Annotated in this window: 20 protein-coding genes; 12 read left to right on the forward strand and 8 right to left on the reverse strand. The window is 72.9% G+C overall.

From position 1 onward, the window contains the following. Positions 1-146 precede the first annotated feature (146 nt). From CLV63_RS15840 to CLV63_RS15850, 3 genes are all read left to right on the forward strand, one after another. Positions 147-1316 (forward strand): tyrosine-type recombinase/integrase, encoded by a 1170-nt coding sequence (locus CLV63_RS15840; protein ID WP_146165573.1) that lies wholly within the window; start codon positions 147-149, stop codon positions 1314-1316. A 139-nt stretch (positions 1317-1455) separates the two neighbouring features. Further along, positions 1456-2178, forward strand: coding sequence for an AAA family ATPase (locus CLV63_RS15845; RefSeq protein ID WP_106583815.1), 723 nt, complete (start codon positions 1456-1458; stop codon positions 2176-2178). A gap of 44 nt (positions 2179-2222) precedes the next feature. Continuing rightward, positions 2223-2633 carry a hypothetical protein gene (locus tag CLV63_RS15850; RefSeq protein WP_106583816.1) on the forward strand — a complete coding sequence of 137 codons (411 nt, stop codon included), beginning with the start codon at positions 2223-2225 and terminating at the stop codon, positions 2631-2633. 30 nt (positions 2634-2663) lie between these two features. On the opposite strand, the gene CLV63_RS15855 is transcribed toward CLV63_RS15850, so the two are convergent. Together CLV63_RS15855 and CLV63_RS15865 are read right to left on the reverse strand one after the other, a co-directional pair. Continuing rightward, complete coding sequence (locus tag CLV63_RS15855; RefSeq protein ID WP_106583817.1) at positions 2664-4715, reverse strand: cytochrome c oxidase assembly protein; 2052 nt, start codon at positions 4713-4715, stop codon at positions 2664-2666. 281 nt (positions 4716-4996) lie between these two features. Then, positions 4997-5977, reverse strand: a complete 981-nt coding sequence (locus CLV63_RS15865; protein WP_106583819.1) for a class I SAM-dependent methyltransferase — start codon at positions 5975-5977, stop codon at positions 4997-4999. A gap of 452 nt (positions 5978-6429) precedes the next feature. On the opposite strand from CLV63_RS15865, the gene CLV63_RS15870 reads away from it, so the two are divergent. From CLV63_RS15870 to CLV63_RS15890, 5 genes are all read left to right on the forward strand, one after another. Next, positions 6430-7707 (forward strand): amidohydrolase family protein, encoded by a 1278-nt coding sequence (locus tag CLV63_RS15870; RefSeq protein WP_106583820.1) that lies wholly within the window; start codon positions 6430-6432, stop codon positions 7705-7707. Positions 7708-7830: 123 nt separating this feature from the next. Further along, complete coding sequence (gene ald / locus CLV63_RS15875; protein ID WP_106583821.1) at positions 7831-8946, forward strand: alanine dehydrogenase; 1116 nt, start codon at positions 7831-7833, stop codon at positions 8944-8946. Between the two features lie 161 nt (positions 8947-9107). Further along, positions 9108-10250 (forward strand): enolase C-terminal domain-like protein, encoded by a 1143-nt coding sequence (locus CLV63_RS15880; RefSeq protein WP_106583822.1) that lies wholly within the window; start codon positions 9108-9110, stop codon positions 10248-10250. A 195-nt stretch (positions 10251-10445) separates the two neighbouring features. Continuing rightward, positions 10446-10901, forward strand: a complete 456-nt coding sequence (locus CLV63_RS15885) for a MaoC family dehydratase (protein WP_106583823.1) — start codon at positions 10446-10448, stop codon at positions 10899-10901. Between the two features lie 253 nt (positions 10902-11154). Further along, positions 11155-11769, forward strand: a complete 615-nt coding sequence (locus tag CLV63_RS15890) for a superoxide dismutase (RefSeq protein ID WP_106583824.1) — start codon at positions 11155-11157, stop codon at positions 11767-11769. A gap of 79 nt (positions 11770-11848) precedes the next feature. Here CLV63_RS15890 and CLV63_RS15895 read toward each other — a convergent pair whose 3' ends face one another. From CLV63_RS15895 to CLV63_RS33580, 4 genes are all read right to left on the reverse strand, one after another. Beyond that, positions 11849-12523, reverse strand: a complete 675-nt coding sequence (locus CLV63_RS15895; protein ID WP_106583987.1) for an HAD family hydrolase — start codon at positions 12521-12523, stop codon at positions 11849-11851. Positions 12524-12533: 10 nt separating this feature from the next. Further along, entirely contained in the window at positions 12534-13166 is a 633-nt protein-coding gene (locus CLV63_RS15900; RefSeq protein ID WP_106583825.1) for a DUF4126 domain-containing protein, read from the reverse strand. A 127-nt stretch (positions 13167-13293) separates the two neighbouring features. Beyond that, a complete protein-coding gene (locus tag CLV63_RS15905; RefSeq protein WP_106583989.1) occupies positions 13294-13548 on the reverse strand; it encodes a DUF2630 family protein in 255 nt (84 codons plus the stop codon). A gap of 61 nt (positions 13549-13609) precedes the next feature. Then, positions 13610-14854: a hypothetical protein gene (locus CLV63_RS33580; RefSeq protein ID WP_170134232.1), complete on the reverse strand. Its 1245-nt coding sequence runs from the start codon at positions 14852-14854 to the stop codon at positions 13610-13612. A 255-nt stretch (positions 14855-15109) separates the two neighbouring features. Between CLV63_RS33580 and CLV63_RS15915 the strand changes: the two genes are divergently transcribed. Then, complete coding sequence (locus CLV63_RS15915; protein ID WP_106583826.1) at positions 15110-15715, forward strand: hypothetical protein; 606 nt, start codon at positions 15110-15112, stop codon at positions 15713-15715. Positions 15716-16062: 347 nt separating this feature from the next. After that, complete coding sequence (locus CLV63_RS15920) at positions 16063-16350, forward strand: metal-sensitive transcriptional regulator (protein WP_106583827.1); 288 nt, start codon at positions 16063-16065, stop codon at positions 16348-16350. A 29-nt stretch (positions 16351-16379) separates the two neighbouring features. Here CLV63_RS15920 and CLV63_RS15925 read toward each other — a convergent pair whose 3' ends face one another. Together CLV63_RS15925 and CLV63_RS15930 are read right to left on the reverse strand one after the other, a co-directional pair. Next, positions 16380-17744, reverse strand: coding sequence for an NAD(P)/FAD-dependent oxidoreductase (locus tag CLV63_RS15925; protein ID WP_106583828.1), 1365 nt, complete (start codon positions 17742-17744; stop codon positions 16380-16382). A 431-nt stretch (positions 17745-18175) separates the two neighbouring features. Beyond that, a complete protein-coding gene (locus CLV63_RS15930) occupies positions 18176-18778 on the reverse strand; it encodes an SACE_7040 family transcriptional regulator (RefSeq protein WP_106583829.1) in 603 nt (200 codons plus the stop codon). A gap of 67 nt (positions 18779-18845) precedes the next feature. Here CLV63_RS15930 and CLV63_RS15935 point away from each other — a divergent pair, with 67 nt between their 5' ends. Together CLV63_RS15935 and CLV63_RS15940 are read left to right on the forward strand one after the other, a co-directional pair. Beyond that, the gene (locus CLV63_RS15935; protein WP_106583830.1) at positions 18846-20471 is read left to right on the forward strand and encodes a carboxyl transferase domain-containing protein; all 1626 of its coding nucleotides are present in this window, start codon (positions 18846-18848) and stop codon (positions 20469-20471) included. Between the two features lie 88 nt (positions 20472-20559). Beyond that, complete coding sequence (locus CLV63_RS15940) at positions 20560-22905, forward strand: acetyl/propionyl/methylcrotonyl-CoA carboxylase subunit alpha (RefSeq protein WP_245928867.1); 2346 nt, start codon at positions 20560-20562, stop codon at positions 22903-22905.

Below are 22905 nucleotides of genomic sequence, written 5' to 3' on the forward strand. Positions count from 1 at the left end.
GTGGGCACCTGCGGTTCTCCCCGGTCGACATTAAGGGCTGGGTGGCGACAAAGATTCGGCTTTCCGATAACCGGTAGCGGTTCGATAATCAGCGGATTCCTTATTAAAATGAGTAGGACCGACCCGTTCACCTAGGGAGTGTAGACGTGGCAAGCGATAATGAAAAGTGGCCAGTGGGCACGATGCGTGATGGCGTGCGCAAGGTGCGGCTCGCGCGGGAATCGAAGAACGCAGGAAAGGATGTAATCGCGTATAAGGTTCCTTACCGCGATTCCATGGGAACGCAGACCTCGAAAACGTGGAATACGTGGAAGAAAGCCACGGCGTTCCGAAACAAGATCCGTTCTCAGAAGGATTCGGGAATCCTTGAAGACTACCGGTCGAAAAAGACGGTTCGTGAGGTAGCGGAAAAATGGATGGGCACGGTTGAGGCGATGCGGCGTCCTGAGACATCATCGGTGTACCGCACAATGCTCGACCTTCACATTTACCCGGTGCTCGGTGATGTCCCGGTGCGGGCTGTCACGAAAGATGATGTACAGGAAGTCGTCAATAGGTGGTCTAAGGATCGGGCGGCTCGGTCGGTACGACTATGTTTCGGTGTTCTCTCCGCGGTATTCCAATCGGCGTTCGATACCGACATGATCCGTAAGACTCCCTGCACTCGGATCGTTCTTCCGGAGCTTCCGAGAAACCGTTTCGTTCCCCTGACTCCAGCGTCGGTCTGGGCTATCGCCAACGCGCTTCGCCCGGATCTGCGCATGATGGTTCTCGTCGGCGCAATGACCGGACTGCGCGTCGGCGAATTGAGAGCACTTACATGGGACTGCATCGACTTCGATCGAAAAATGATAGATGTTGTCTATCAGGTACAGGATCGTGAATTCTGCCCCCTGAAAACGAGTAGTTCATACCGCAGTGTGCCGATATCTCCGCTACTGGTGCGACTTCTTCGTAAGTATCGAGATACAGAAGGGAGCGTTCTTGCTGACGTTCCTGTGCGGGGCGATAAGCCTCGTCGTGTAGAGCTGGTTTTTCTTTCTCCAGGCGGACGCGCTCAAAGCAATAACCTCTTCACGCACAAGTTTCGTAAGGTGTGCGAAGAACTCAAGATTCAAGCCACCGTTCACACGCTGCGCCACACGTTCGCGTCCGTCATGATCGACCGAAACGAGTCACCTAAGAAACTTCAATCATGGATGGGGCATTCTTCGATATCGATTACGATGGACGTTTACGGGCACCTCTACCCGAACTCTGATGATTCAGTGCGCAACGCCATCGATGAAGCCTTCGGGGATGGTGAAGGCGAATGAGTGTGCGTCTGACACGTTGACGCCTTGTTGACGTAGCTGGGGCGCCCGTATCTCTACAGTCCTTGACCTGCAAGAATGTAGAGTGCGGGCGCTTCCGTGTTTACCCTGCACTTACCCACGGCGAGCAGGAGTCCGCCTGATGCCACCCACAGTCGCCACCGACCCGTGCCCCGGTCCCGTGCCGTCTCCGGACCGCAGGCTTCTCCACTATCCCCGAAGGTCCCTGGTCCTCCTCGGAGGTATCCCGGGCGCCGGTAAGTCCACCCTGCTCAGCCGCTTGTACGGGCTCACCGGGACGGAGGTCCGCACGGTCCGCTCACCCGACGGGGTGCGGGTCGTCGACTCCCAGCAGTCGCGCAACGCCCTCGCGCCGTGGCTGGGGGCCGTGCCGTACCCGGCGTGGCGCTGGGTGGTGCACCTGCTGCACTATGTGCGGATCCTGCTGGCGCTGTGCAGCGGCGGGCCGGTCATCGTGCACGAGACCGCGACCCGCCCCGCCGTCCGCACCCTCATCAGCGTCGTGTGCCGCCTCGCGCGGGTCGAACCGCACCTGCTGCTCCTCGACGCCGAACCCGCCGAGGCCCGGCGGGGGCAGCTGGAGCGCGGCCGGATGGTCACCTCGCGCAGTTTCCGCACGCACGGCCTGCGCTGGCGGCGGCTGCTCGACCGGTGCGCCGACGGCCCGGCGGCGGTGCTGTCCGGCGCGCGGTCGCTGGTGCTGCTGGACCGTGCGCTGGCGCGGCGGGTGCAGCGGATCCGGTTCGGGGCCGGCCCGGACGGCCCGTCGGACCCGTCCGCGGCGGCCCGGCGGGTGCTCCAATGCGTCCCCGTGTACTCCGCGGCGCTGCTCATGGCACTGTGAGGACCCCGGCTGCGGACCGGTCGCGTTGATGGAACAATAGGGGCGTGAACGCCCTGGTCAACGTCCTTCTTTTCGGTATCGCCGGATCCACGGTAATGGCGGCCCTGATTGGGCTGCTCATGGTGTTCGGGCGGGGCGCGTCCGCCTCGTGGCCCCGGGTCGCCTTCGGTGTCCTGACGGTCCTGCTGCTGCTCACCGCGCCGGTGCTCGCCGCTGCCGCCACCTACGCGGCGGACAGCGGTTTCACCACGGCGTTCAGCGTGGCCTTCGCCGTGGTCATCCTCATCTGCGCGACGACGGCGACGCTCACCCCCGCGCTGGCGCGCCGCACCGCCCCGGTCACCGCGGGGCGTGCGCCGCTGCTGCGGCCGACCCCGGCGTCCTTCATCGCCGTGGTGGCCGTGTGCGGGGCGCTGGGGCTGTTCGGCGCCGGGGTCGGCACCGTACTGGTGTGAGCCCGCCGCCCGCCGCCGGGGCGGGTTCCGCTAGCCCTGCCGTTTCGCCTGCTCTTCCAGCCGCTTCAGGTAGGCGTTGTAGTCGTCCATGTCGGCGTCGTCGGAGCCGTCGCGCCTGCTGTGCCGGATGCGGCGGCGCTCGGTGCGCTCCTCGTCCCGCGACCACTGCCGCACCAGCACGAGCAGGACCAGCGCGGTGGGGATCTCGCCGATCGCCCACGCGATGCCGCCGCCCTCGTACTGGGTGGCGGCGACGTCGGACTGCCACGGGACGTCGAACTGCCCGTAGTACTCCATCCCGATCGGCGCCGACTGCATCATGATGGCGATGCCGAAGAACGCGTGGAAGCCCATGACGAGCAGCAGCAGCACGATGCGCAGCAGGAAGGGGATCTTGCGCGGGGCCGGGTCGATCCCGACCACGATCCAGTAGAACAGGAACCCGGTCAGGATGAAGTGGGTGTTCATGACCAGGTGGCCGAGGTGCGCCGACATGAGCGTGCCGAACAGCGGGGTGAAGTAGAGCGCGTAGGTGCTCACGACGAACAGCGGCGCCGCGACCGCGGGGTGGGTGACCAGCGACGCGAAGCGGCTTTGCAGGAACAGGTTCAGCCATTCGCGCGGGCCCCGGTCGCCGCGCTTGCGCGCCGGTTTCAGCGCCCGCAGCGCCAGTGTCGCCGGCGCGCCGAGCACCAGCAGGATGGGCGTCAGCATCGACAGCACCATGTGCTGCACCATGTGCGTGCTGAACAGCACCATCGCGTAGGTGCTGATCCCGCTGAGGAGCACGGCGACCATGGTGAGCAGCCCCAGGAACCATGCGACGGTGCGCCCCCACGGCCACGGGTCGCCGCGCCGCACCAGCCGGACGACGGCCGCGGCGTACAGTCCGCCGAGCACCGCGATGGCGATGATGAAGAACAGGTCGGGGCGCCACAGGGTGAGGTAGCCGCCGAAGGTCGGCGGGGGCGGCATCGCGAAGCCGAGGAGTTCGCGGACCGGGTCGACCTCGCCGCCCGGCGTCTCGGGCGGGTCCGGCGGGTCGGTGCGGCTCAGCGCCACGGCGAGGCCCATGACCGCCGACATGATGAGGACCTCCACCGCGGCGATCCGCGCGAACAGCCGCCGCCCGGCGCCCTCGGCGACGCGCGGGACCGTCCGCGTGCGGTGCAGGTAGCCGACGGCGCCGAGCGCGGCGAACAGGGCGATCTTCGCGAGGATCAGCCGCCCGTAGGGTTCGGTCCAGAGCTGGTGGACGGCGTACAGCCGGCTCAGCGAGCTGGCGGCGCCGCTGACCGCCACCCCGATGTAGGCCCACAGGGCGATGCGGCTGAACCGGTCGGCCACCTCGGGCATCGCCGTGCCGGCGGGGCGCAGCGCGTGGTAGCCGACCGCGGCGATCCCGCCGACCCACACCGAGATGGCGAGGACGTGCAGCGCGACGCCGGTGACGGCAAGCTCGTGGTTCGGCGAGGAGGCGGCGTGCCCGGTGAGGGCCGGCGGGACCAGCCCGGCGAGGGCCAGGCCGAGCATCCCCAGCGCGCCGGTCGACGAGCCGACCGAGCGCCCCGCCAGTGCGACGCCGGTGGCGATCAGGATGACCAGCATCAGGCTGCGCCCCTGGGCGATACCGCCGGCGTAGCTGGTCAGCTCGTTGCCGAGGACGGTGAGCGGCGGCATGCCGAGGATGTCGGACAGTTGCAGCACGAGGGTCAGCGCCGCGGCGGCGCCCCAGCCCAGCGCCGCCCAGGACGCCGCGCGCACGTAGCCCTGCGCCTGGTCGCCGAGCAGCCCCTTGCCCGCGGGCAGCAGCAGGGCCGCCATCAGCAGCAGGCCGACGGTGACCGCGCCGAGGACGTCGTTGGCGGCCTTGGCGATGGGCAGCCCCCAGCGTGTGGCGTCGCCGGGGTCGGACAGGTTCTCGGGGACCGCCTCGGTCAGCGAACCGCCCGCCAGGAGCGCCGCGAGCAGCGCGATGAGCAGGACGGCGACGCCGCCTACGGCGAGCTGGACGGCCGACCCGGCGCCCGAAGGCCGGTGGTCGTGTCCGGTGTCACTCTCGCGGGTGCCGGGGGAAGCCACGGGTGCCGCTCCGTTGTAGTCGTGTTGGCTGCTGCGGTCGCCGGTGGCGACGCATCACCACCGCGGCGGTCGCCGCGCCGACGAGCACCCCCAGTGCGCCCCAGAACCACGGGGCCGCAGCCGCGGCGGAGACGCCGAGGAGAGAGTGCAGCACGTCCAACGCGGACACCACCCGAGACAAGCCTAAGCGCACTACTACAACGTGTCGGACAAATGCCCCCACCAGGCACGGGCGAAACACCCGCGGCGGCTCGGGGCCGGGCCGGCGGACGGGTGCCGGCTCAGCGCCGGGTCAGCACGTGGGTGCCCTTCTCCGTCGCCTCGACGGTGCGCTCGAAGTCCGGGTGCGCCGCGAGCCAGCGGTCGCTCGTGCGCCGCTCGGCCGCGCGGATCGTGTCGTCGAGCAGCACCGCCGCGCCCGGCGCGCAGCGCGGCAGCAGGACGGGGCCGGCGGGGTAGCGGGCCTCGGGCGCCGTGCGCGCCGGCGGGCCGTCCACGAACACCAGGTCGATGTCCGCGAGGTCGGCCAGCGCGTCGAGGTCGTACCAGGGCTGCGCGGTGCCGCCGTCCTCCGGCGCCCAGTCCTTCAGCGGCGCGGTGCGGACCTCCACGATGTCGTCGAGCCCGTGCGCGGCCACCAGGTCCCTGCTGAGCGCCGCGTAGCGCTCGTCGTGCTCCAGCGCCACGAGCCGCCCCGTCCCCACCCGGCGCAGCGCGTAGCCCAGCCACACGCTGGACGCGCCGCTGCCGCACTCCACGACCAGCGCGGGCGTGTGGCGCCGGATCCGGTCGACCAGCAGGCAGAGCACGTCCGGGGACGCCGCCCAGTCGCGCAGCGCCGGCATGAACGGGCCCGGCCGGACGAAGTCGCGCAGCTCCTGCCAGGCGGCCGCCTGGGCGTAGTCGCGGCGGCCCTGCGCGGTGACGTGCCCGGTCACCCGGTCGACGCCGTCGCGGTGCGCGTCTTCGAGGCGGTCGCCCAGTGCGCGCGTCTGCTCCCGCAGGACGGGCAGCTCCGCCTCGACGCGCGCGAGGCCCTGTTCGAGCGCGCCGAGGCGGGCGAGCGCACCGAGCCGGTGCAGGGCCCGGCGGACCGCGGCGAGCAGCACGGCGACGCCCACCGCGACCGCCCACACCGCGGTGAGCAGGACGGCGTCCGGCCAGGGCAGCAGCGAGGCCGCCGACAGGGCCGCGGGCACGGCGGCTCCCGCGGCGGCCACCGCGATGGGGGGTGCCCAGGTCCGGGCGCGCGGTGTGGGCATGGCGTGGAACCTCCAGGTGCCGCGTTCGCGGCGATGAGTCGGACCAGGTCGCGAAAGCCGTTTCGGGCTCGCGACCCCGAAAGCCCTGCCACGACGCTCCTCGCGGAGTCCCCGGCGCCGGCGGCGCGGCCCGCGCGGCCGGGACCGCCCCCGACCGGCCGCGGACGGGCGGAGCGCGAGAATTCGGCGCCGAAAATGCGCGAACGACAGACACGCCGGGTCGGCGTCGCGGAAAATGAGAGGGCCTCAGACCACGCCTTCGGGGCACGGCAGGGACGACTATAACGACGCCGCTGCCGTGCGGGCGATACAGCCGGCCTGCCGGAACACCCGGTTCACCGACTGTTCGCCGCCCAGCAGACAGCCGGAAACCGTGCGACCGCGGACACGTTGAACTCCGCGCCGAACGGCCGACGGCTTCCGACACGATGCAAGATCGCGAAGGGGTTCTGGTGCGTCATTTCGACCTTGTCGTGCGTTCTCAGCGGGTGGTGACACCCGACGGGATCGTCCCGGCGGCCGTGGGGGTGACCGCGGGCGTCATCGCCGCGATCACCGGCTACGACGCTCCGCTGGAGGCGTTCCACGCGACCGACCTCGGCGCCGCGGCCCTGCTGCCCGGAGGCGTCGACCTGGACGTCGGCGTCCAGTCACCGGGCCAGGACCTGGCCGACGCCTACGCGGCCACGACCGCGGCGGCCGCTGCGGGCGGCACCACCACCATGGTGGTCACCCCCGCCCCGGCGCGGCCGGCCCTCACCGAGGCCGCCGCGCTGCGCCGGCACCTGCGGGCCGCGCGCGGCAACAGCAGCACCCACGTCGCATTCCTCGGCGGGATCACCGGCCGCAGCACGCCGGCCGACCTCGCCGAGCTGCGGGGCGCCGGAGTGGTCGGGTTCCACTGCTCGCTGTCCGACGGCGGGGCGCCCGACATGGGCGCGGTCCACGAGGCGCAGCTGCGCAAGACCATGGGCGAGCTCGCCGCCATGGACGCCACCCTGGTCGTCCACCCCGAGGACGCCGCCGAGATCGCCGTACCGGTCCGCGGCGGCAACGGCGCGCTGCTGTCGTCGCGCCCGCCGCGCGCCGAACGCCGCGGCCTGGAACGGGTCATCTCCGCCGCGCGGGTCACCGGCACCCGCGCGCACATCTCGCCCTTCACGGCCGCGGAGTGCGCGGCCGTCCTCGCCGCCGCACGGTCCATCGGCATCCCGGTGAGCGCGCAGACCTGCCCCCACTACCTGTGCATGCCCGCCGAGCGGGTACCCGACCACTCCCCCGCGTTCCAGTGCCGGCCGCCGCTGCGCTCCAACGCCAACCGGCTGGCGCTGTGGAGCGCCCTCCTCGACGACTCGATCGTCGACTGCGTCGGGTCGGGCCACCGCCCCGGCACCGGCGTCTCGGTGGTCTCGTGGACCCTGCCCGCCATGTGGACGGCCGCGACGCGCCGCGGGTGCGACCTCACCGCCCTCGCCCGCTGGACCGCCGAGCGGCCGGCCGACATCGTGGGCCTCGGCGCCAAGGGCCGTATCGCGGTGGGCCGCGACGCCGACCTCGTCGGGTTCGACCCCGATGCGAAACACCAGGTCGCCGACACCGACCCCGGCCCCTACGCCGGGCTGCGGCTGACGGGGCGGGTGACCGCCACCTGGGTCGCCGGCCGCCGGATCACCGCGGCGGACGCCGGGCCCACCGTGCACGGCACCCCGCTGCTGCCCGCGACCTCCTGAGCCGCGCGCACGGCCCGTTGAGCGGGTCTCCGCACCCGGATGCCGCCGGGACCTGGCAGAAGCGCGCCCGGACACGCCAGAGTGGGGACGTACGTGTCAATGGCGATGCGAGGAGGCCCCAAAGTGCGCGTCGGCGTGCCCAGGGAAGTCAAGAACCACGAATACCGGGTGGCGATCACGCCAGCGGGCGTCCACGAACTGGTGGCCCGCGGGCACCAGGTGGTGGTCGAGCACGGCGCCGGGGAGGGGTCCTCCATCACCGACGCCGAGTTCGCAGCGGCAGGGGCCCGGATCCTGCCCGAGGCCGACGACGTCTGGTCGGACGCCGAACTGGTGCTCAAGGTGAAGGAGCCGGTCGCGGCGGAGTACCACCGGATGCAGCCCGGCCAGACCCTGTTCACCTACCTGCACCTGGCCGCGTCGCGCCCGTGCACCGACGCGCTGCTGGATCGCGGTGTCACCGCGATCGCCTACGAGACGGTGCAGGCCCCGGACGGCTCGCTGCCGCTGCTCGCCCCGATGTCGGAGATCGCGGGGCGGCTCGCACCCCAGGTCGGCGCGGCGACGCTCCAGCGGCCCAACGGCGGGCGCGGCGTCCTCATGGGCGGGGTGCCCGGTGTCCGGCCCGCGTCGGTCACGGTCATCGGCGCCGGGGTGTCGGGGCTGAACGCCACCCGCATCGCCGCGGGCATGGGCGCCGAGGTGACCCTGCTCGACCTCAACGTCGCCAAGCTCCGCCACGCCGACGACGTGTTCCACGGCAGGGTGAGCACGGTGGTCTCCAACACGCTCCAGTTGGAGAACTCGGTGCTCGCCGCCGACCTGGTGATCGGCGCGGTGCTGATCCCCGGCGCGAAGGCGCCCAAGCTGGTGTCCAACGACCTGGTGGCGCGCATGCGGCCGGGGGCCGTCCTCGTCGACATCGCCATCGACCAGGGCGGCTGCTTCGAGGACTCCCGGCCCACCACGCACGCCGACCCCACGTTCACCGTCCACGACACCGTGTTCTACTGCGTCGCGAACATGCCCGGGGCCGTGCCCAACACCTCGACCAACGCCCTCGCGAAGGACACGCTGCGCTACGCGCTCGCGCTCGCCGACAAGGGCTGGCGGGGCGCGCTCGCCGACGACCCCGCGCTGGCGCTGGGGTTGAACGCGGCGGGCGGCGAGCTCACCAACGAGGCCGTTGCGCAGGCGCACGGCCTGAAGTCCCGCCCCGTCGCCGAGGTCCTCGACTAGAACGCCCGGGTGTGCGGGGTCCCGCCGGCCGGCGGGACCCCGCACACCCCGCGGTTTTTTGTCACCGCCCCGGACGCAGACGGTGCGGGCGGCGAGCGGCTACCGTCGGAGGTGGACGTCACGAGTCGCACACCGATCGACCACCCGGAAGGCGGAACCGCGTGTCACGCACCGAGCCCGCAACGCTGCGCAGGGTCGCGACCATCGACGCGGCACTGGTGCGGCTGCCGCTCGTGCACCCGAAGCAGCGCGGCCGGTCCACCGGTACCCGCCCCCGCAGCGCCGAGCACATCCTGGTGCGCGTCGCCGACGGCGACGGCCGCTTCGGCTGGGGTGAGATCCCGGCGGCCGACGAGTCGATGTGGCGGGCCCTGGTCAAGGAGTACGGCCCCGCCCTGCTGGGCCACCCCTGGCAGCGCCCCACCGACGCCGCGCTCGCCTGGGACGGCGCCACCGCCATGCCCGAGGTCCGCTCCGGGCTCGACACCGCCTGCTGGGACCTGTGGAGCCGGTGGCGCGAAAGCCCCCTGTCGCACGCGCTCGGCGGCACCCGCACCGCCATCGCCACCGGGGTCACCCTGGGCCGCCAGCCGTCCTTGCAGACCCTCGTCCAGGAGGTGAACCGGCAGGTCGGCAGCGGATTCCGGCGTATCCGGCTCGGCATCGAACCGGGCTGGGACCTCGAAGCGGTGCGCGCCGTGCAGGAGAGCTTCCCCTACCTCGTCCTCCAGGTCGACGGCTGCGGCCGCTACAGCGAGGACGACCCCGCCCACCTCGACGTGCTGCGCGCCCTCGACGGCTACGGCCTGCTCGCCATCGAGCAGCCGTTCCCCGCCGCCGACCTCGCCGCGCACGCCCGGCTCCGCCGCGACCTGCGCACCCCGCTCGCGCTGGCGGCCGACACCCTCGACGCCCTCGACACCGCCGTCCGCATGGAGGCCGCCGACGCCCTCAACCTGCGGATCGCCCCGCTGGGCGGGCTCACCAACGCGCGCCGCGCCCACGACCGCGCCGTCGACGCCGGCTGGCAGGTGTGGTGCGACCCGCAAGGCGCCTCCGACATCGGCAGGGCCGCGATGGTGGCCCTCGCCTCCCTGCCCGGTGTCACCCTGCCCAGCGACGTGCCGGGCGCCGGCGGCCGCTTCGCCCGCGCCCTCACCGACCCGCCGGTGCGCACCCACGAGGGGGTCGCCCCGGTGCCGCTGACCCGGTCCGGCATCGGCCACACGGTCGCCGAGGACACCGTCCGCTCCCTCGCCGTCGAGGCCGAGAGCATCACCGACGGCGGACGCCGCACGCTGTGACGTGCCCGCTATGACCCGCCCACTGTGACCTGCCCACTGTGACCTGCCCGCTCCGACCCGCGCGGGGCGCACCGCCGCGCCGCTGCCGCGGGCCACGCCCCGTCCCCGCGCGGAGGACGGCCCGCGCCGCCCTGTGCCGGGCCGCCGGTCGCTAGAGTCGGTCCCCCGGAAGTCCTTCGCGAAGGGAGCCCGCGCATGCGCACGTTCAGCGACGCCACCGCTCTGGCAGCGGCGGCGGGGGAGCATCTCGGCCACAGCGCGTGGCACTCCGTGACCCAGGACCGGATCGACCGGTTCGCCGCCGCGACAGGCGACCACCAGTGGATCCACGTCGACGCCGAGCGCGCGGCGCAGGGGCCGTTCGGGGGGACGATCGCGCACGGCTTCCTGTCGCTGTCGATGCTCCCGCTGTTCGGGGCCGAGGTGTACACGCTGGAGACCCCGCCCGCCATGGGCATCAACTACGGCCTCGACAAGGTCCGCTTCCTGCAACCGGTGCGGGAAGGGGCGCGCGTGCGCGACGGCGTCGAACTGGTCGCGGCGAAGGAGACCCCCAAGGGGCTGCTGTTCACGATGCGGCACACCGTGGAGATCGACGGCGGCGAGCGCCCCGCCCTCGTCGCCGACGCCCTGGTGCTGCTGGTCCCGTGACCGCCGCGGCGGGTCCGGCCGGCCCGGGCGCGTTTCGGCGGCACCGAACGCGGTAGACGACTGGGACGGCGCGTCGACCGGCGGGGGCCTCAGGCGTCCGCCGGCGCCGCCAACGCGCCGGGCGGCCGCGTTATTCCTGGAAGCCGCTGTCGGCAAGGCGACACCGGCCGTCCAGCAGCCGTGCTGATAGCTTCATTCGCAGCGATCACATCGCATAATCCACCGCAGAACCGAGTCATAGGAAAGGTGCGTAATGTCCGCGCCCTATTCTCTTCCCGAGCTGCCCTACGACTACGCCGCGCTCGAACCGTGGATCTCCGGCCAGATCATGGAGCTGCACCACGACAAGCACCACGCGACCTACGTCAAGGGTGCCAACGACGCGCTGGACAAGCTGGCCGAGGCTCGCGACAAGAACGAGCTCGGCTCGGTGAACCTCTTCCAGAAGAACCTGGCCTTCAACCTGGCCGGGCACGTCAACCACTCGGTGTTCTGGCCGAACCTGTCGCCCGACGGCGGCGACAAGCCCGAAGGCGAGCTCGGCGCGGCGATCGACGACGCGTTCGGCTCCTTCGACGCGTTCCGCGCTCACTTCAGCGCGGTCGCGACCGGCATCCAGGGCTCCGGGTGGTCGATCCTCGCCTGGGACATCCTCGGCCAGCGGCTCATCATCGAGCAGCTCTACGACCACCAGGGCAACCTCGCGGCGGGCTCCTACCCGCTGCTGCTGCTCGACATGTGGGAGCACGCCTTCTACCTCCAGTACAAGAACGTGAAGGCCGACTACGTCAAGGCGTTCTGGAACGTCGTCAACTGGGCCGACGTCCAGGAGCGCTTCGAGGCCGCCCGCAAGGTCGCGCTCGGCTGACCAGCACACCCCTCGTACGCCGCGCGGGGCGGCACCCCAGGTGGGGTGCCGCCCCGCGCCGCTGTGCGGAGGGCCGGGCTCAGGCGCGCAGCAGCGCCACGGCCTCGGCGGCGGAGTCGGCGACGGGGTGCCCCGTGGCGGTGAGCCGCTCGCGGCCCATCAGCCCGGTGGCGACCAGGACCGCGTGCGCGCCGGCCGCCTCGGCGGCGCGGGCGTCGTCGTCGATGTCGCCGATGAGCACGGTCGTGGCGGGGTCGATGCCCTGGGCGCTGAGGTGGTCGACCAGGTGGTCGGCCTTGGAGTCGGTGTCGGTGTCGTAGCGGCGCCCGTCGACCCGGGTGAAGTGCGGGGTGAGGCCCCGCTCGTCGATCAGCGGGACCAGGAACTCGTGCCCGGCCATCGACAGCAGCGACTGGGAGCCGCCGCGGTCGCGCCACGCGCCGAGGACGTCGAGCGCCCCCTCCGCGAGCCCGCACGACGGGAGGAGCTCGCGGTACGCCCGGTCGTAGTCCTCGTTCACCCGCGCCCACTCGCCATCGGCGAACGGCCGGCCTAGCAGCTCCTCGTAGCACGCAGTGAGCGGGCGCCGGAACATGGCCCGCCAGTCGTCCAGCGCGATCGGCTCGCGGCCGAACCGCGCGCAGACCCGGTTGACGGCGGCGAGGTTGGCGTGGTTGTCGTCGAGGAGGGTGCCGTTCCAGTCCCAGACGATGTGCGTGATTCCGGTCGGAGCGGTGCGAGGAAGATCTGCCACGTCCCGCACTCTATGCCGACGCGCCGCCGCCGGGTCGCGCCGCCCCCGCCGCCCCCGCCGCCTTGGCGGCCTTGCGCCTGCGGCGCCGCCGGATCGCCCAGACGAGCAGCACCACGATGAGCGGGACGACCACGATGATGAGGATCGGCACGACGATCGCGAGGACGGCGACCACCGTGCTGCTGATGTCCTCCAGGGTGCTGACGACCGGGGCGCCCGTCCCGAAGGTGAGTGCGTTCAGCACCGGCCGGGCGAGCGCCTTGGCGATGTGCAGCAGCAGCGCGATGCACACCCCCGCGAAGACCGGCGCCCACGAGCCGGAGCCGTCGGCGAGCGAGGCCACCTCGTCCGGTGCGAGCGAACTCGCACCCGCACCGAAGGTGATGCCGCCCGACGTGGGGCGGATGAGGGTCTGCACGATGTCGTTGGCGCTGTCGAGCCCGGGGACCTTGTCGGCGCCCATCTCCACGACCAGCAGCACCGCGAGGACCACCAGGAACACCGGGTGCTCCAGCCACTGCCAGGCCGGTGAGAGGTCGAGCAGGCCGGTGAACCGCGCGACCAGCCCGACGAGCAGCAGTGGCACGTAGGCGTTGAGCCCTGCGGCCGAGGCCAGTCCCGCACCGGTCAGCAGTTCCAGCATGCGCTCTCTTCCCGATCGGCCCCTGCCGGCCCGGGAGGTCGGGGGCGTCGGGGCGCAATTCGGGAAGAGACATTACCGGCGCCCACCGGGTCAGGGAAGCCCCGTGTGCGCGGCCTTCAGGGCGCTGCTACTGGCGGTACCCCTCGACCTCCGACGCCGGTCGCACCGCGGCGGTGCCGGGGTCCTGGTCGAACTCGTCGCGCGCGCGGCGCTGGCGCAGCAGGTCCCAGCACTGGTCGAGTTCGACGTCCAGGGCGCGGATGCGCTTGCGCTCCTCGGGTGTCAGCCGGTGCTCGCTGCGCTCCCGGAGGTCGCGCTCCTCGGTGACGAGGGCGCTGATCTGCCGCAGGATGCTGCTCTCTTGGCTGTTCGTGTCGGCCATGGTGTCCATGGTCGTCGGCGCGGGACGCCTTGGCAAGCACCCGCGGTCCCGTCCGCGCAGGTCACCCGTTTCCCCGCCGGGCCAGCACGACGAGCGCCGCCCCGCCGCCGAGCACCACGACCGCCATGCCGAGAAGCGCCGCCAGGTCCATCCCGGTGACCGGCAGCAGGCCGCCGGAGTCTCCGTCTCCGTCCACGGGGCCCGACCCGTCCGGCTCGGGCCCCGTGGACGGAGACGGAGACTCGGTCGGGCTCGGAGACGCGGACCCGGACGGGCTCGGACTCGGACTGACACTGGGGCTGGGACTGGCACTCGGGCTCGGGGACGGGGACGGGCGCGGGCGCGGGCTGAAGCTCGGACTCGGGCGCGGCCGCGGGGTCGGACTGGCACTCGGGCTCGCGGACGGGCTGGGGCTTGTGCTCGGACTGGGATCCGGGTCCGGGTCGGGATCCGGGTCCGGGGTGGGGGTGGGGTCCACCGGCGGCGTCCCGTCACAGTCCACGTAGACGTCGCCGAGCGTCAGCGCGTACAGCTGCGCCTGGTCGGCGACGCTCCCGTCGGCGCGCAGCGCCTCGGCCGACACGTCGAGGACGATGCGGATCCGCGCCTGCTGCCCGGCGACCTCGCGGATGTAGCGCGCGTTCACGGTCACCCGGACCGTGTCGGTGTCGCCGCTGTAGTTCCCGGGGACCTCGAAGGCGGTCGTCCCGTCGACGGCCACCGGATTGCCGAAGACGGTGATGGCGTCGGCGTTGGTGTTGGCCTGCACGATGGGCGCTGCCGGGGGGTTGCACTGTACGTAGTTCTGCACGTTCGCGACGTCCATCACGCGGTACAGGCCGCCCGCCGGGGTGCCGCCCTGCGTGATGACCTCGGCCGCACCGCCCTTGGCGGGTGCGGGCACGCGGAAGGTGAGGTTGGTCAGGGTGGCGCGGGCGGTGGCGGACTCCCCGCTCCCGGTGTGGATGCTGATCTGCGCCTGCCGGAGGGCGGCCGGCAGGTACGGCGCGATGCCGTCGGGGTCGGCGGTGAAGTCGGCGTCGAGGTACCCGCCGGTGTCGGCGTCCGCCTGGATGTGGCCGTAGCGTCCGGACACGGCGTTCGGGCCGTACACGTCGGCGGGCAGCTCCAGCGCGGCCCAGGTGCTCTCGGCGTAGGGGTCGGGCGGCGCAGCGGCACCGGTGGCCTGCGACACCGCGATGAGCGCCGCGATGATGAGCGCGGCGGCCCCTGCCACAGGAAGGGCCTTCCGGCGCCGACCGCCCCGTGCCGCGACGGCGGCGCCCGATTCCCGCTCCGTGCCCATGCCCACCTCGCCAGACCCGTGGATCCGGTGCGTGTCATCCGGATCCAGTGCGTATCACCGAGAACCTACGGACGCGGCGCATCGGGGTCCGCCCGGCGCGCAGGCCGGAACCGCCCATATTCCGGCAAAATCCCGCCGACCTGAGCGGCCGCGCGGCACGGACCAGGGCACGGCGCCGCAATGGGGACAATCGGGTTAGCAGGGGGAAACCGGGGGAATGTCTTGGCCCTCGCAGCCCTCCCCCTGGAGCGTCCGATGAATATCTACGCCGACCGCCCCGCCCGCTTCCTCGTCCAGGTCCTCGCGGACGTGTTCGCGCTCGCGTGGATGGCGTGGTGGGTGTGGGCCGCCATGGGCCTGCACGCCGCCGTGCTCGCGTTCGCGACACCGGGGGAACTGCTGGAGAAGGCGGGCGGCGGGCTCAGCTCGAACATGGACACGGCGGCGAAGAACGTCCGCGAGGTCCCGCTGGCGGGCGACCAGCTCGCCAAACCGTTCAACAGCGCGGGCAACGCGGGCGAGAGCCTGTCCTCGGCGGGGGTCGGCTTCCAGGAGTCCGTCGGCGACATGGCGTTCTGGCTGGCGCTGGTGACGGCGGTTATCCCGATCGCGCTGGTGCTGCTGACCTGGCTGCCCGCCCGCGCGCGGTGGATCGCGCGGGCCTCGGGGGCGCGGCGGCTCCGCGCCATGGCGCCGGAGGCGGCGTCCGAACTCCTGGCGCTGCGCGCGCTGTCCTCGGCCCGGCTCGGCAAGCTGACCGCCATCCACTCCGACCCGGTCGGCGCGTGGCGCACGGGCGACGCCAAGTCCATCGACCGCTTCGCAGCACTCGAACTGCACCGGATGGGCCTGCGCGCTTGAGTGACTGCTGGGGTGCCGGTCCGGATCCTGACCGGGATCAGCCAGACCGACACCCCAGCAGCCTCTGACGGGCGGGACACAGGGGCCATGCGCCGGGGACGACGGACCGCCGGACCGACGTCCCCGGGCCCCGCAGGCCGCGACCGGTCGCACCCCACCGGCCCCCTCTCCCCCGGCGCGCCACGGGCGCGGCATGGTCCGGGAGGTGCGCGCGGACACCGATACTCGATGCGGAACGGGGAGTCCGTCCCGATACGTCGGACCCTGGTCAGCGGATATTCGCGATTCATACCCTATGGGGGTATCATTTGAGCATCGAGGGCACGGCAGAACAGGGGAGCGCCGCAATGGCCACACACGGCTACCACGACGAGAAGCAGAAGCACATCAACCGGCTCCGCCGCATCGAGGGCCAGGTCCGCGGACTCCAGCGGATGGTCGAGGACGACTCGTACTGCATCGACATCCTCACCCAGACCGCCGCCGTGAACAAGGCGCTGCGCTCCTTCGCCCTGTCGATGCTCGACGAGCACCTCAAGCACTGCGTCGCCGACGCGGTCGCGAACGGGGGCGACGAAGCCGACGAGAAGGTCCGCGAGGCGTCCGACGCCATCGCCCGCCTCGTCCGCTCCTGATCCTCGATGCGGCGGCCGCCCGGGCCGGTTCAGCCCTGCCCGGCGGCCGCCGTCAGGCGCGCGCTCTCGGAGCGCGCGTCCTCGGGGGTCAGGTAGTGCTGCGCCTCGATGTCGACGAACGTGCTGGGCTTGCCGTGCATGAACCCCAGGCGCGCCACCTCGCCGCCGAGGACGGCCCGGATGAGCCAGTTCGCGATGACGCGGGCCCGCGACGGCCCTGAGGGCAGCGTCAGGATGTGGTAGCCGCGGGTGACGGCGAGCGCGGGGAACCCCGCCAGGTCCACCCCGAACGGGCGGGCGACGGCGTCCTTTCCGCTGAGGTCCACCACCAGGCCCCGGTCGCGGTGCTTGAACGCGGTCAGCGGCCGCCCCAGCAGCGAGGCCACCACGTTGTCCGCGGCGGTCACGGCCTGCTTGCTCGCGTACTGCGCGGTGGGCGGGCAGCGCGCGCCCTCGTCGTCCCTGCTCAGGTCGGGGACCGCGGCGGAGTCGCCGATGGCGAACACCTCCGGGTGGTCGGGCACCGCGAGATCGGCGCCCACCACCAGCCGCCCCTTCTCCGTCGGCGCGTCGAGCGTGCCGATCAGCGGGCTCGGGCTGGTGCCCGCCGTCCAGATGAGCGTGCGGCAGTCGAGCACGCGGCCGTCGGTCAGCGTCACCGCCGTCTCGGTGACCTCGCGCACCGTGACCTCCAGCGTGACCTCGACCCCGAGGTCGCGCAGCAGGTCCAGCGCCTTCTCGCCGAGGCTCTCGCCGAGCTCCGGGAGCAGCCGGGGGGCGATGTCGACGAGGTGCCACGAGATGAGCTGCGCCAGGTCGGGGTAGAGGCGGGCCGCTTCGTCGGTGAGGCGGTGCAGCGACGCCGCCGTCTCGACGCCCGTGTAGCCGCCGCCCACGACGATGAACCGGGTGCGCTGCCGCCGTTCGACCGGGTCGTCGCTGGCGTTGGCGAGTTCGAGCTGGGCGAGGACGTTGTCGCGCAGCACGACGGCCTCGGCGAGGTTCTTGTTGCCGTACCCGAACTCGCTCAGGCCGGGGATGTCGAAGACGCGGGTCAGGCTGCCGGGGGCCAGGATGAGGCGGTCGTAGCGCTCGTGGACGAGTTCGCCGGAGATCTTCCTGACCAGCACCACGCGGCGGTGCGGGTCGACCCCGATCGCCGAGCCCGGCACCATCCGGGTGCGGCGCAGCAGGCGGTGCAGCGATACGGCGATCGACTGCGGCGTGAGGAGTCCGGACGAGACCTGCGGCAGCAGCGGGTTGTAGAGCATGTAGTCGTTGGGCGCCACCAGGACGATCTCGGCCGCGCCCTTGGGGATGCGCCGCTCCAGCCTGCGCAGCGCTCCCAGGCCGGCGAATCCGGCTCCGACCACAACGATGCGGGGCCGTGCCATCGCATGTCCTCCCTTACGCGTCGAGTTCCGGTCGCACGGCGGGGGCGCGGCGTCCGGCGTCCGGTGGCCGGGCAACGCGGCGGCCCGTGCGACCGGCCCGCCGCCACGCACCGGCACTCACTGCCCCGGCGTCCCGCGGCCAAACGTAAGGCGTCGCCGCCCACGAGGGCGCGCGGCGCGCCGACCCGCGGCCGCCGGAGCGCAGCCGCCGGCTCTAGCCACCAGCGCGCAACCGCCGGCGTGCTGCCGCCGTCCCTGGCCGTCCCCTGCCGCAGCCCGGCGCGGGCGCAGCGGCGCGGCGTGGGCGGCGCACGTCGCCCGCGGCGGTGCCATCGCCCGCGCAGTCGCCCGCACGGGCGGGAGCGCGGTCGGGAGCGCGCCGCGTCATCGCTCCCCGGGGAACCGCCCTCCGGTGACCCTCCCCCGGGGAGTTACTCCCCGGGGAACGGGGCGAGCAGGGCCGCGCGGCCCATGCGGAACAGCAGCGCCCCCATGTCCGCCGCCGGGAGCGAGCCCGCGCTGTGCGGGGTGGAGTTGAGCAGGCCGAACGCGGAATGCACCGCGGCGCGGACGACGTCGGGCGGCAGACCGGGGCGCAGCCGGGCGAGCACGCCCACCCACTGCTCCGCGTAGGCCCGCTGCAAGCGGCGGACTTCGCGGCGGTCGGGCTCGCGCACGTTGCCGAGCTCCCTGTCGTGCACGGTGATCAGCGCCGGCTCGCCCAGCGCGAACGCGACGTGCCCGCGCAGCAGCGCGTCGAGGGCGGCGGCGGGCCCGGCGGCGGCGTGCACCCGCGCCCGCCCGTCGGCCTCCAACCGCTCGCTGACCTCCAGCAGCATCGCGGCGAGCAGGGCGTCCTTGCCGGGGAAGTGCCGGTACAGGGCCGGGCCGCTGGTGCCCACCGCCCGGCCCAGCTCCTCGATGGTGACCCCGTGGAAGCCCCGTTCGGCGAACAGCTCCGCCGCGGCACGCAGGATCTGCGCCCGGCGGTTCGGTGCGGCGCGCACCGCGTTGACTTCCGGTTCGGACACCATGGACACCGATGTTAATGGTCGCTAACATCGGCGACGTTAGCGACCATTAACATCCGGATGGGATTCCATGACCAGGGGCCCCGCGCTCACAACGGCGATCGACCCCGGCGGCGCCGCCTTCGCGGCCAACGCCGCGGGCAACCGCGCGCTCGCCGCCGAACTGCGCGAGCGGATCGCCGCGGCGGCACTCGGCGGGCCGGAGCAGACCCGCGCCCGGCACGTCGAACGCGGCAAGCTCCTCCCCCGCGACCGGGTGAACGCCCTCCTCGACCCCGGCTCCCCATTCCTCGAACTCTCCCCGCTCGCCGCGCACGGACTCTACGGCGCCGACGGGCACGACGCCCCCGCAGCCGGGATCATCACGGGCGTGGGCCGGGTCGGCGGCCGCGAGGTCGTGGTGGTCGCCAACGACGCCACCGTCAAGGGCGGCAGCTACTACCCGATGACCGTGAAGAAGCACCTGCGGGCCCAGGAGGTCGCACTCCACAACCACCTCCCCTGCGTCTACCTCGCCGACTCCGGCGGGGCGTTCCTGCCCATGCAGGACGACGTGTTCCCCGACCGCGAGCACTTCGGCCGGATCTTCTACAACCAGGCCACCATGTCGCGCCTCGGCATCGCGCAGATCGCCGCCGTCCTCGGCTCGTGCACGGCGGGCGGCGCCTACGTCCCCGCCATGAGCGATGAAGCGGTCATCGTCCGCGACCAGGGCACCATCTTCCTCGGCGGGCCCCCGCTCGTGCAGGCCGCGACCGGCGAGGTCGTCACCGCCGAGGAACTCGGCGGCGGCAACCTGCACTCCCGCGTCTCCGGGGTCACCGACCACCTCGCCGAGGACGACGCGCACGCGCTGGCCATCGTCCGCCGCATCGTCGGCACCCTCGGGCCGCGGCACGCCCCCGCATGGGAGCGGCTGCCGTCCCGGCCGCCGGCACTCGACCCCGCCGAACTGCCCGGCGCCGTGCCCACCGACACCCGCACCCCCTACGACGTCCGCGAGGTCATCGGCCGCATCGTCGACGCCAGCGAGTTCGGCGAGTTCAAGGCCGAGTACGGCACGACCTTGGTCACCGGATTCGCGCACATCCACGGCCACCCCGTCGGCATCGTCGCCAACAACGGCATCCTGTTCGCCGAGTCGGCCATGAAGGGCGCCCACTTCATCGAGCTGTGCGACCGCCGCTCCATCCCGCTCGTGTTCCTCCAGAACATCTCCGGCTTCATGGTCGGCCGCGACTACGAGGCCGGCGGCATCGCCAAGCACGGCGCGAAGATGGTCACCGCCGTGGCGTGCGCCCGCGTCCCGAAGTTCACCGTCGTCATCGGCGGCTCGTTCGGCGCGGGCAACTACAGCATGTGCGGGCGGGCGTACTCCCCCCGCTTCCTGTGGATGTGGCCCAACGCCCGCATCTCCGTCATGGGCGGCGAGCAGGCCGCCTCCGTCCTCGCCACCGTCCGCCGCAACCAGGCGGCCGGCCGCGGCGAGGACTGGCCCGCCGACGCGGAGGAGGAGTTCAAGGCGCCAATCCGCAGCCGGTACGAGGAGCAGGGCAGCCCCTACTACTCCACCGCCCGTCTCTGGGACGACGGTGTGATCGACCCCGCCGACACCCGCACCGTCCTCGGACTCGGGCTCGCCGCCGCCCGGCACACCCCGCTGGGGCCGGTGGGCTACGGCGTCTTCCGAATGTGAGGTGGCACCAGCCATGACGAGCGCGACGACGAACGGCGCGGTCCCCCCGGCAGCGGACACGGCGGACGCGGTGCACGCGACGGACACGGTGGACACTGCCGCTCCGGCGCCGGTCCCCGCCGCGCGCCCCGCGGTCCTGGTCGCCAACCGCGGCGAGATCGCCGTGCGGGTACTGCGGACCCTGCGCCGCCTCGGGCTGCGATCCGTCGCCGTCTACAACGACGACACCGCGGACGACCCCTTCGTGCACCTCGCCGACACCGCCGTGCGGGTGACCGGCCCCGGCCCCGCCGGGGGCTACCTCAACGGGCCGGCCCTCATCGAGGCGGCACGCACCGCGGGCGCCACCATGATCCATCCGGGGTACGGGTTCCTGTCCGAGAACGCCGACTTCGCGCGGGCCTGCGCCGCAGCGGGCCTCGTGTTCATCGGCCCGCCGCCCGACGCGATCGACGCCATGGGCGACAAGATCCGCGCAAAGCAGCAGGTCGCCGCGGCCGGTGTCCCCCTGCTGCCCGGCTTCGCCGAGGACCCCGGCGAACCCATGAGCGACGCCGACCTCGCCCGCGCCGCCGCCGAGGCGGGCTACCCACTGCTGCTCAAGCCTTCGGCCGGCGGCGGCGGCAAGGGCATGCGCGTGGTGTCGGCGCCCGCCGACCTCGCCGCCCAGGCCGCGGCCGCGCGCCGCGAAGCGGAGGCGGCGTTCGGCGACGCCACACTGCTGGTCGAACGGTACGTCCAGCGGCCGCGCCACATCGAGGTCCAGGTGCTCGCCGACACCCACGGCAACGTGGTCCACCTGGGCGAACGCGAATGCAGCCTCCAGCGGCGCCACCAGAAGATCGTCGAAGAGGCGCCGTCGCCACTGCTCACCCCCGCCCAGCGCGCCGCCATGGGCGCCGCCGCCGTTGCGGCGGCAACGGCGTGCGGCTACGTGGGCGCGGGGACCGTGGAGTTCATCGTCCAAGACCCCGCTGTGACACAGGGCCCCGCTCCGGCACAGGACTCCGCTCTCGCGCAGGGCCCCGCTCTCGCACAGGGCCCCGCTGTGACACCGGACCCCGCCCGAACAGCGGCGCACGACGAAAGCAGCCCCGCGGGGGGACCCCCTACTTCAATCCAAACCGATCCCGGCACCCCGGCGCCACCCGCATCACCCGCCCTGTGGACGGCCGCCCCCGGCCTCGAATACGCCTTCCTGGAGATGAACACCCGCCTCCAGGTCGAGCACCCCGTCACCGAGGAGGTCGCCACCGTCAACGGGCGGCGCGGCATCGACCTGGTCGAGTGGCAACTCCGCGTCGCCATGGGCGAGGCGCTGCCGTTCGCCCAGGACGACCTCGGGCACAGCGGCCACTCCGTGGAGGCCCGGGTCTACGCCGAGGACCCCGCCCGCGACTTCCTTCCCACCGGCGGCCCCGTCCTGCGGCTCACCGAGCCCCCCGGCGGCCCCGGCGAGGCCGTGCGGGTCGACTCCGGCCTCGCCGAAGGCATGCGGATCACCTCCGCCTACGACCCGATGCTCGCCAAGGTCATCACCTGGGCGCCCGACCGCGCCGCGGCGCTGGACCGCATGGACGCCGCCCTGGCCGGCTACACCCTGCTCGGCTGCGGCACCAACGTCGCGTTCCTGCGCGCGCTGCTGCGCACCCCCGACGTCCGCGCCGGCCGCCTCTCCACCGACCTCACCGAACGCCTGCGCCCCGGCCTGGCCCCCCGCACCGCGGTACCGCCCGAGGTGTACGCGGCGGCGGCGATCGACCACCAACTGGCACTCGAAGCGGTCGACCCGCGCGCCGACCGCTTCGACGTCCCCGACGGCTGGCGCGTCGGCGACCGCGCCTGGACGCCGTGGCGGCTGCGCGCGCCCGGCGGCGAACCGGAACGGGTCGAGGTGCGGCGCGGCGCCGACACCCCGGCCGAGCCCGCCGCGGGCGCGCCCCGCCCCGGGCACCCCGCCCACTACGAGGTCCGCGTCGGCGGTGGCGCCCCCGCCGCAGCCCGCGCCTACCGGGACGGCGGCGGCAGCGCCCTCGTCGTGCGCCTCGCCGACCGCACCGTGCGCTACGCACGCGCCGCCGACGGCCCCGCCCTGTGGCTGGGACACGAGGGCGCCGCGTGGCGCCTGATCGAGGAGGCCGTGCTCGCCCCCATCCGGGCGGCCGCCGCGCACGGCGACGGCACCCTGCGCAGCCCCATGCCGGGCACGGTGCTGTCGATCGCCGCGGAACCGGGCCGGGAGGTCGCCGCAGGCGAACCGGTGCTGGTGGTCGAGGCGATGAAGATGGAGCACGCGATCACCGCGCCGGTCAGCGGCGTGCTCACCGCCCTGGAGGTGCGCACCGGCCAGGCCGTCGCCATGGACATGGTTCTCGCCGTCATCACCCCGACCCCGCCCGACCCCGCCGCCCCGGCCGCGGCCGCCACCCCGTAG

The sequence above is a fragment of the Murinocardiopsis flavida genome (assembly GCF_003014485.1).
Classification (GTDB): Bacteria; Actinomycetota; Actinomycetes; order Streptosporangiales; family Streptosporangiaceae; genus Murinocardiopsis; species Murinocardiopsis flavida.

Excerpts from the sequence above, each read along its gene's own strand:
- CLV63_RS15845 (WP_106583815.1), top strand. The coding sequence starts at position 1,456 with ATGCCACCCACAGTCGCCACCGACCCGTGCCCCGGTCCCGTGCCGTCT.
- CLV63_RS15865 (WP_106583819.1), bottom strand. The coding sequence starts at position 5,977 with ATGCCCACACCGCGCGCCCGGACCTGGGCACCCCCCATCGCGGTGGCC.
- CLV63_RS15885 (WP_106583823.1), top strand. The coding sequence starts at position 10,446 with ATGCGCACGTTCAGCGACGCCACCGCTCTGGCAGCGGCGGCGGGGGAG.
- CLV63_RS15890 (WP_106583824.1), top strand. The coding sequence starts at position 11,155 with ATGTCCGCGCCCTATTCTCTTCCCGAGCTGCCCTACGACTACGCCGCG.
- CLV63_RS15900 (WP_106583825.1), bottom strand. The coding sequence starts at position 13,166 with ATGCTGGAACTGCTGACCGGTGCGGGACTGGCCTCGGCCGCAGGGCTC.
- CLV63_RS15905 (WP_106583989.1), bottom strand. The coding sequence starts at position 13,548 with ATGGCCGACACGAACAGCCAAGAGAGCAGCATCCTGCGGCAGATCAGC.
- CLV63_RS33580 (WP_170134232.1), bottom strand. The coding sequence starts at position 14,854 with ATGGGCACGGAGCGGGAATCGGGCGCCGCCGTCGCGGCACGGGGCGGT.
- CLV63_RS15915 (WP_106583826.1), top strand. The coding sequence starts at position 15,110 with ATGAATATCTACGCCGACCGCCCCGCCCGCTTCCTCGTCCAGGTCCTC.
- CLV63_RS15920 (WP_106583827.1), top strand. The coding sequence starts at position 16,063 with ATGGCCACACACGGCTACCACGACGAGAAGCAGAAGCACATCAACCGG.
- CLV63_RS15925 (WP_106583828.1), bottom strand. The coding sequence starts at position 17,744 with ATGGCACGGCCCCGCATCGTTGTGGTCGGAGCCGGATTCGCCGGCCTG.
- CLV63_RS15930 (WP_106583829.1), bottom strand. The coding sequence starts at position 18,778 with ATGGTGTCCGAACCGGAAGTCAACGCGGTGCGCGCCGCACCGAACCGC.
- CLV63_RS15935 (WP_106583830.1), top strand. The coding sequence starts at position 18,846 with ATGACCAGGGGCCCCGCGCTCACAACGGCGATCGACCCCGGCGGCGCC.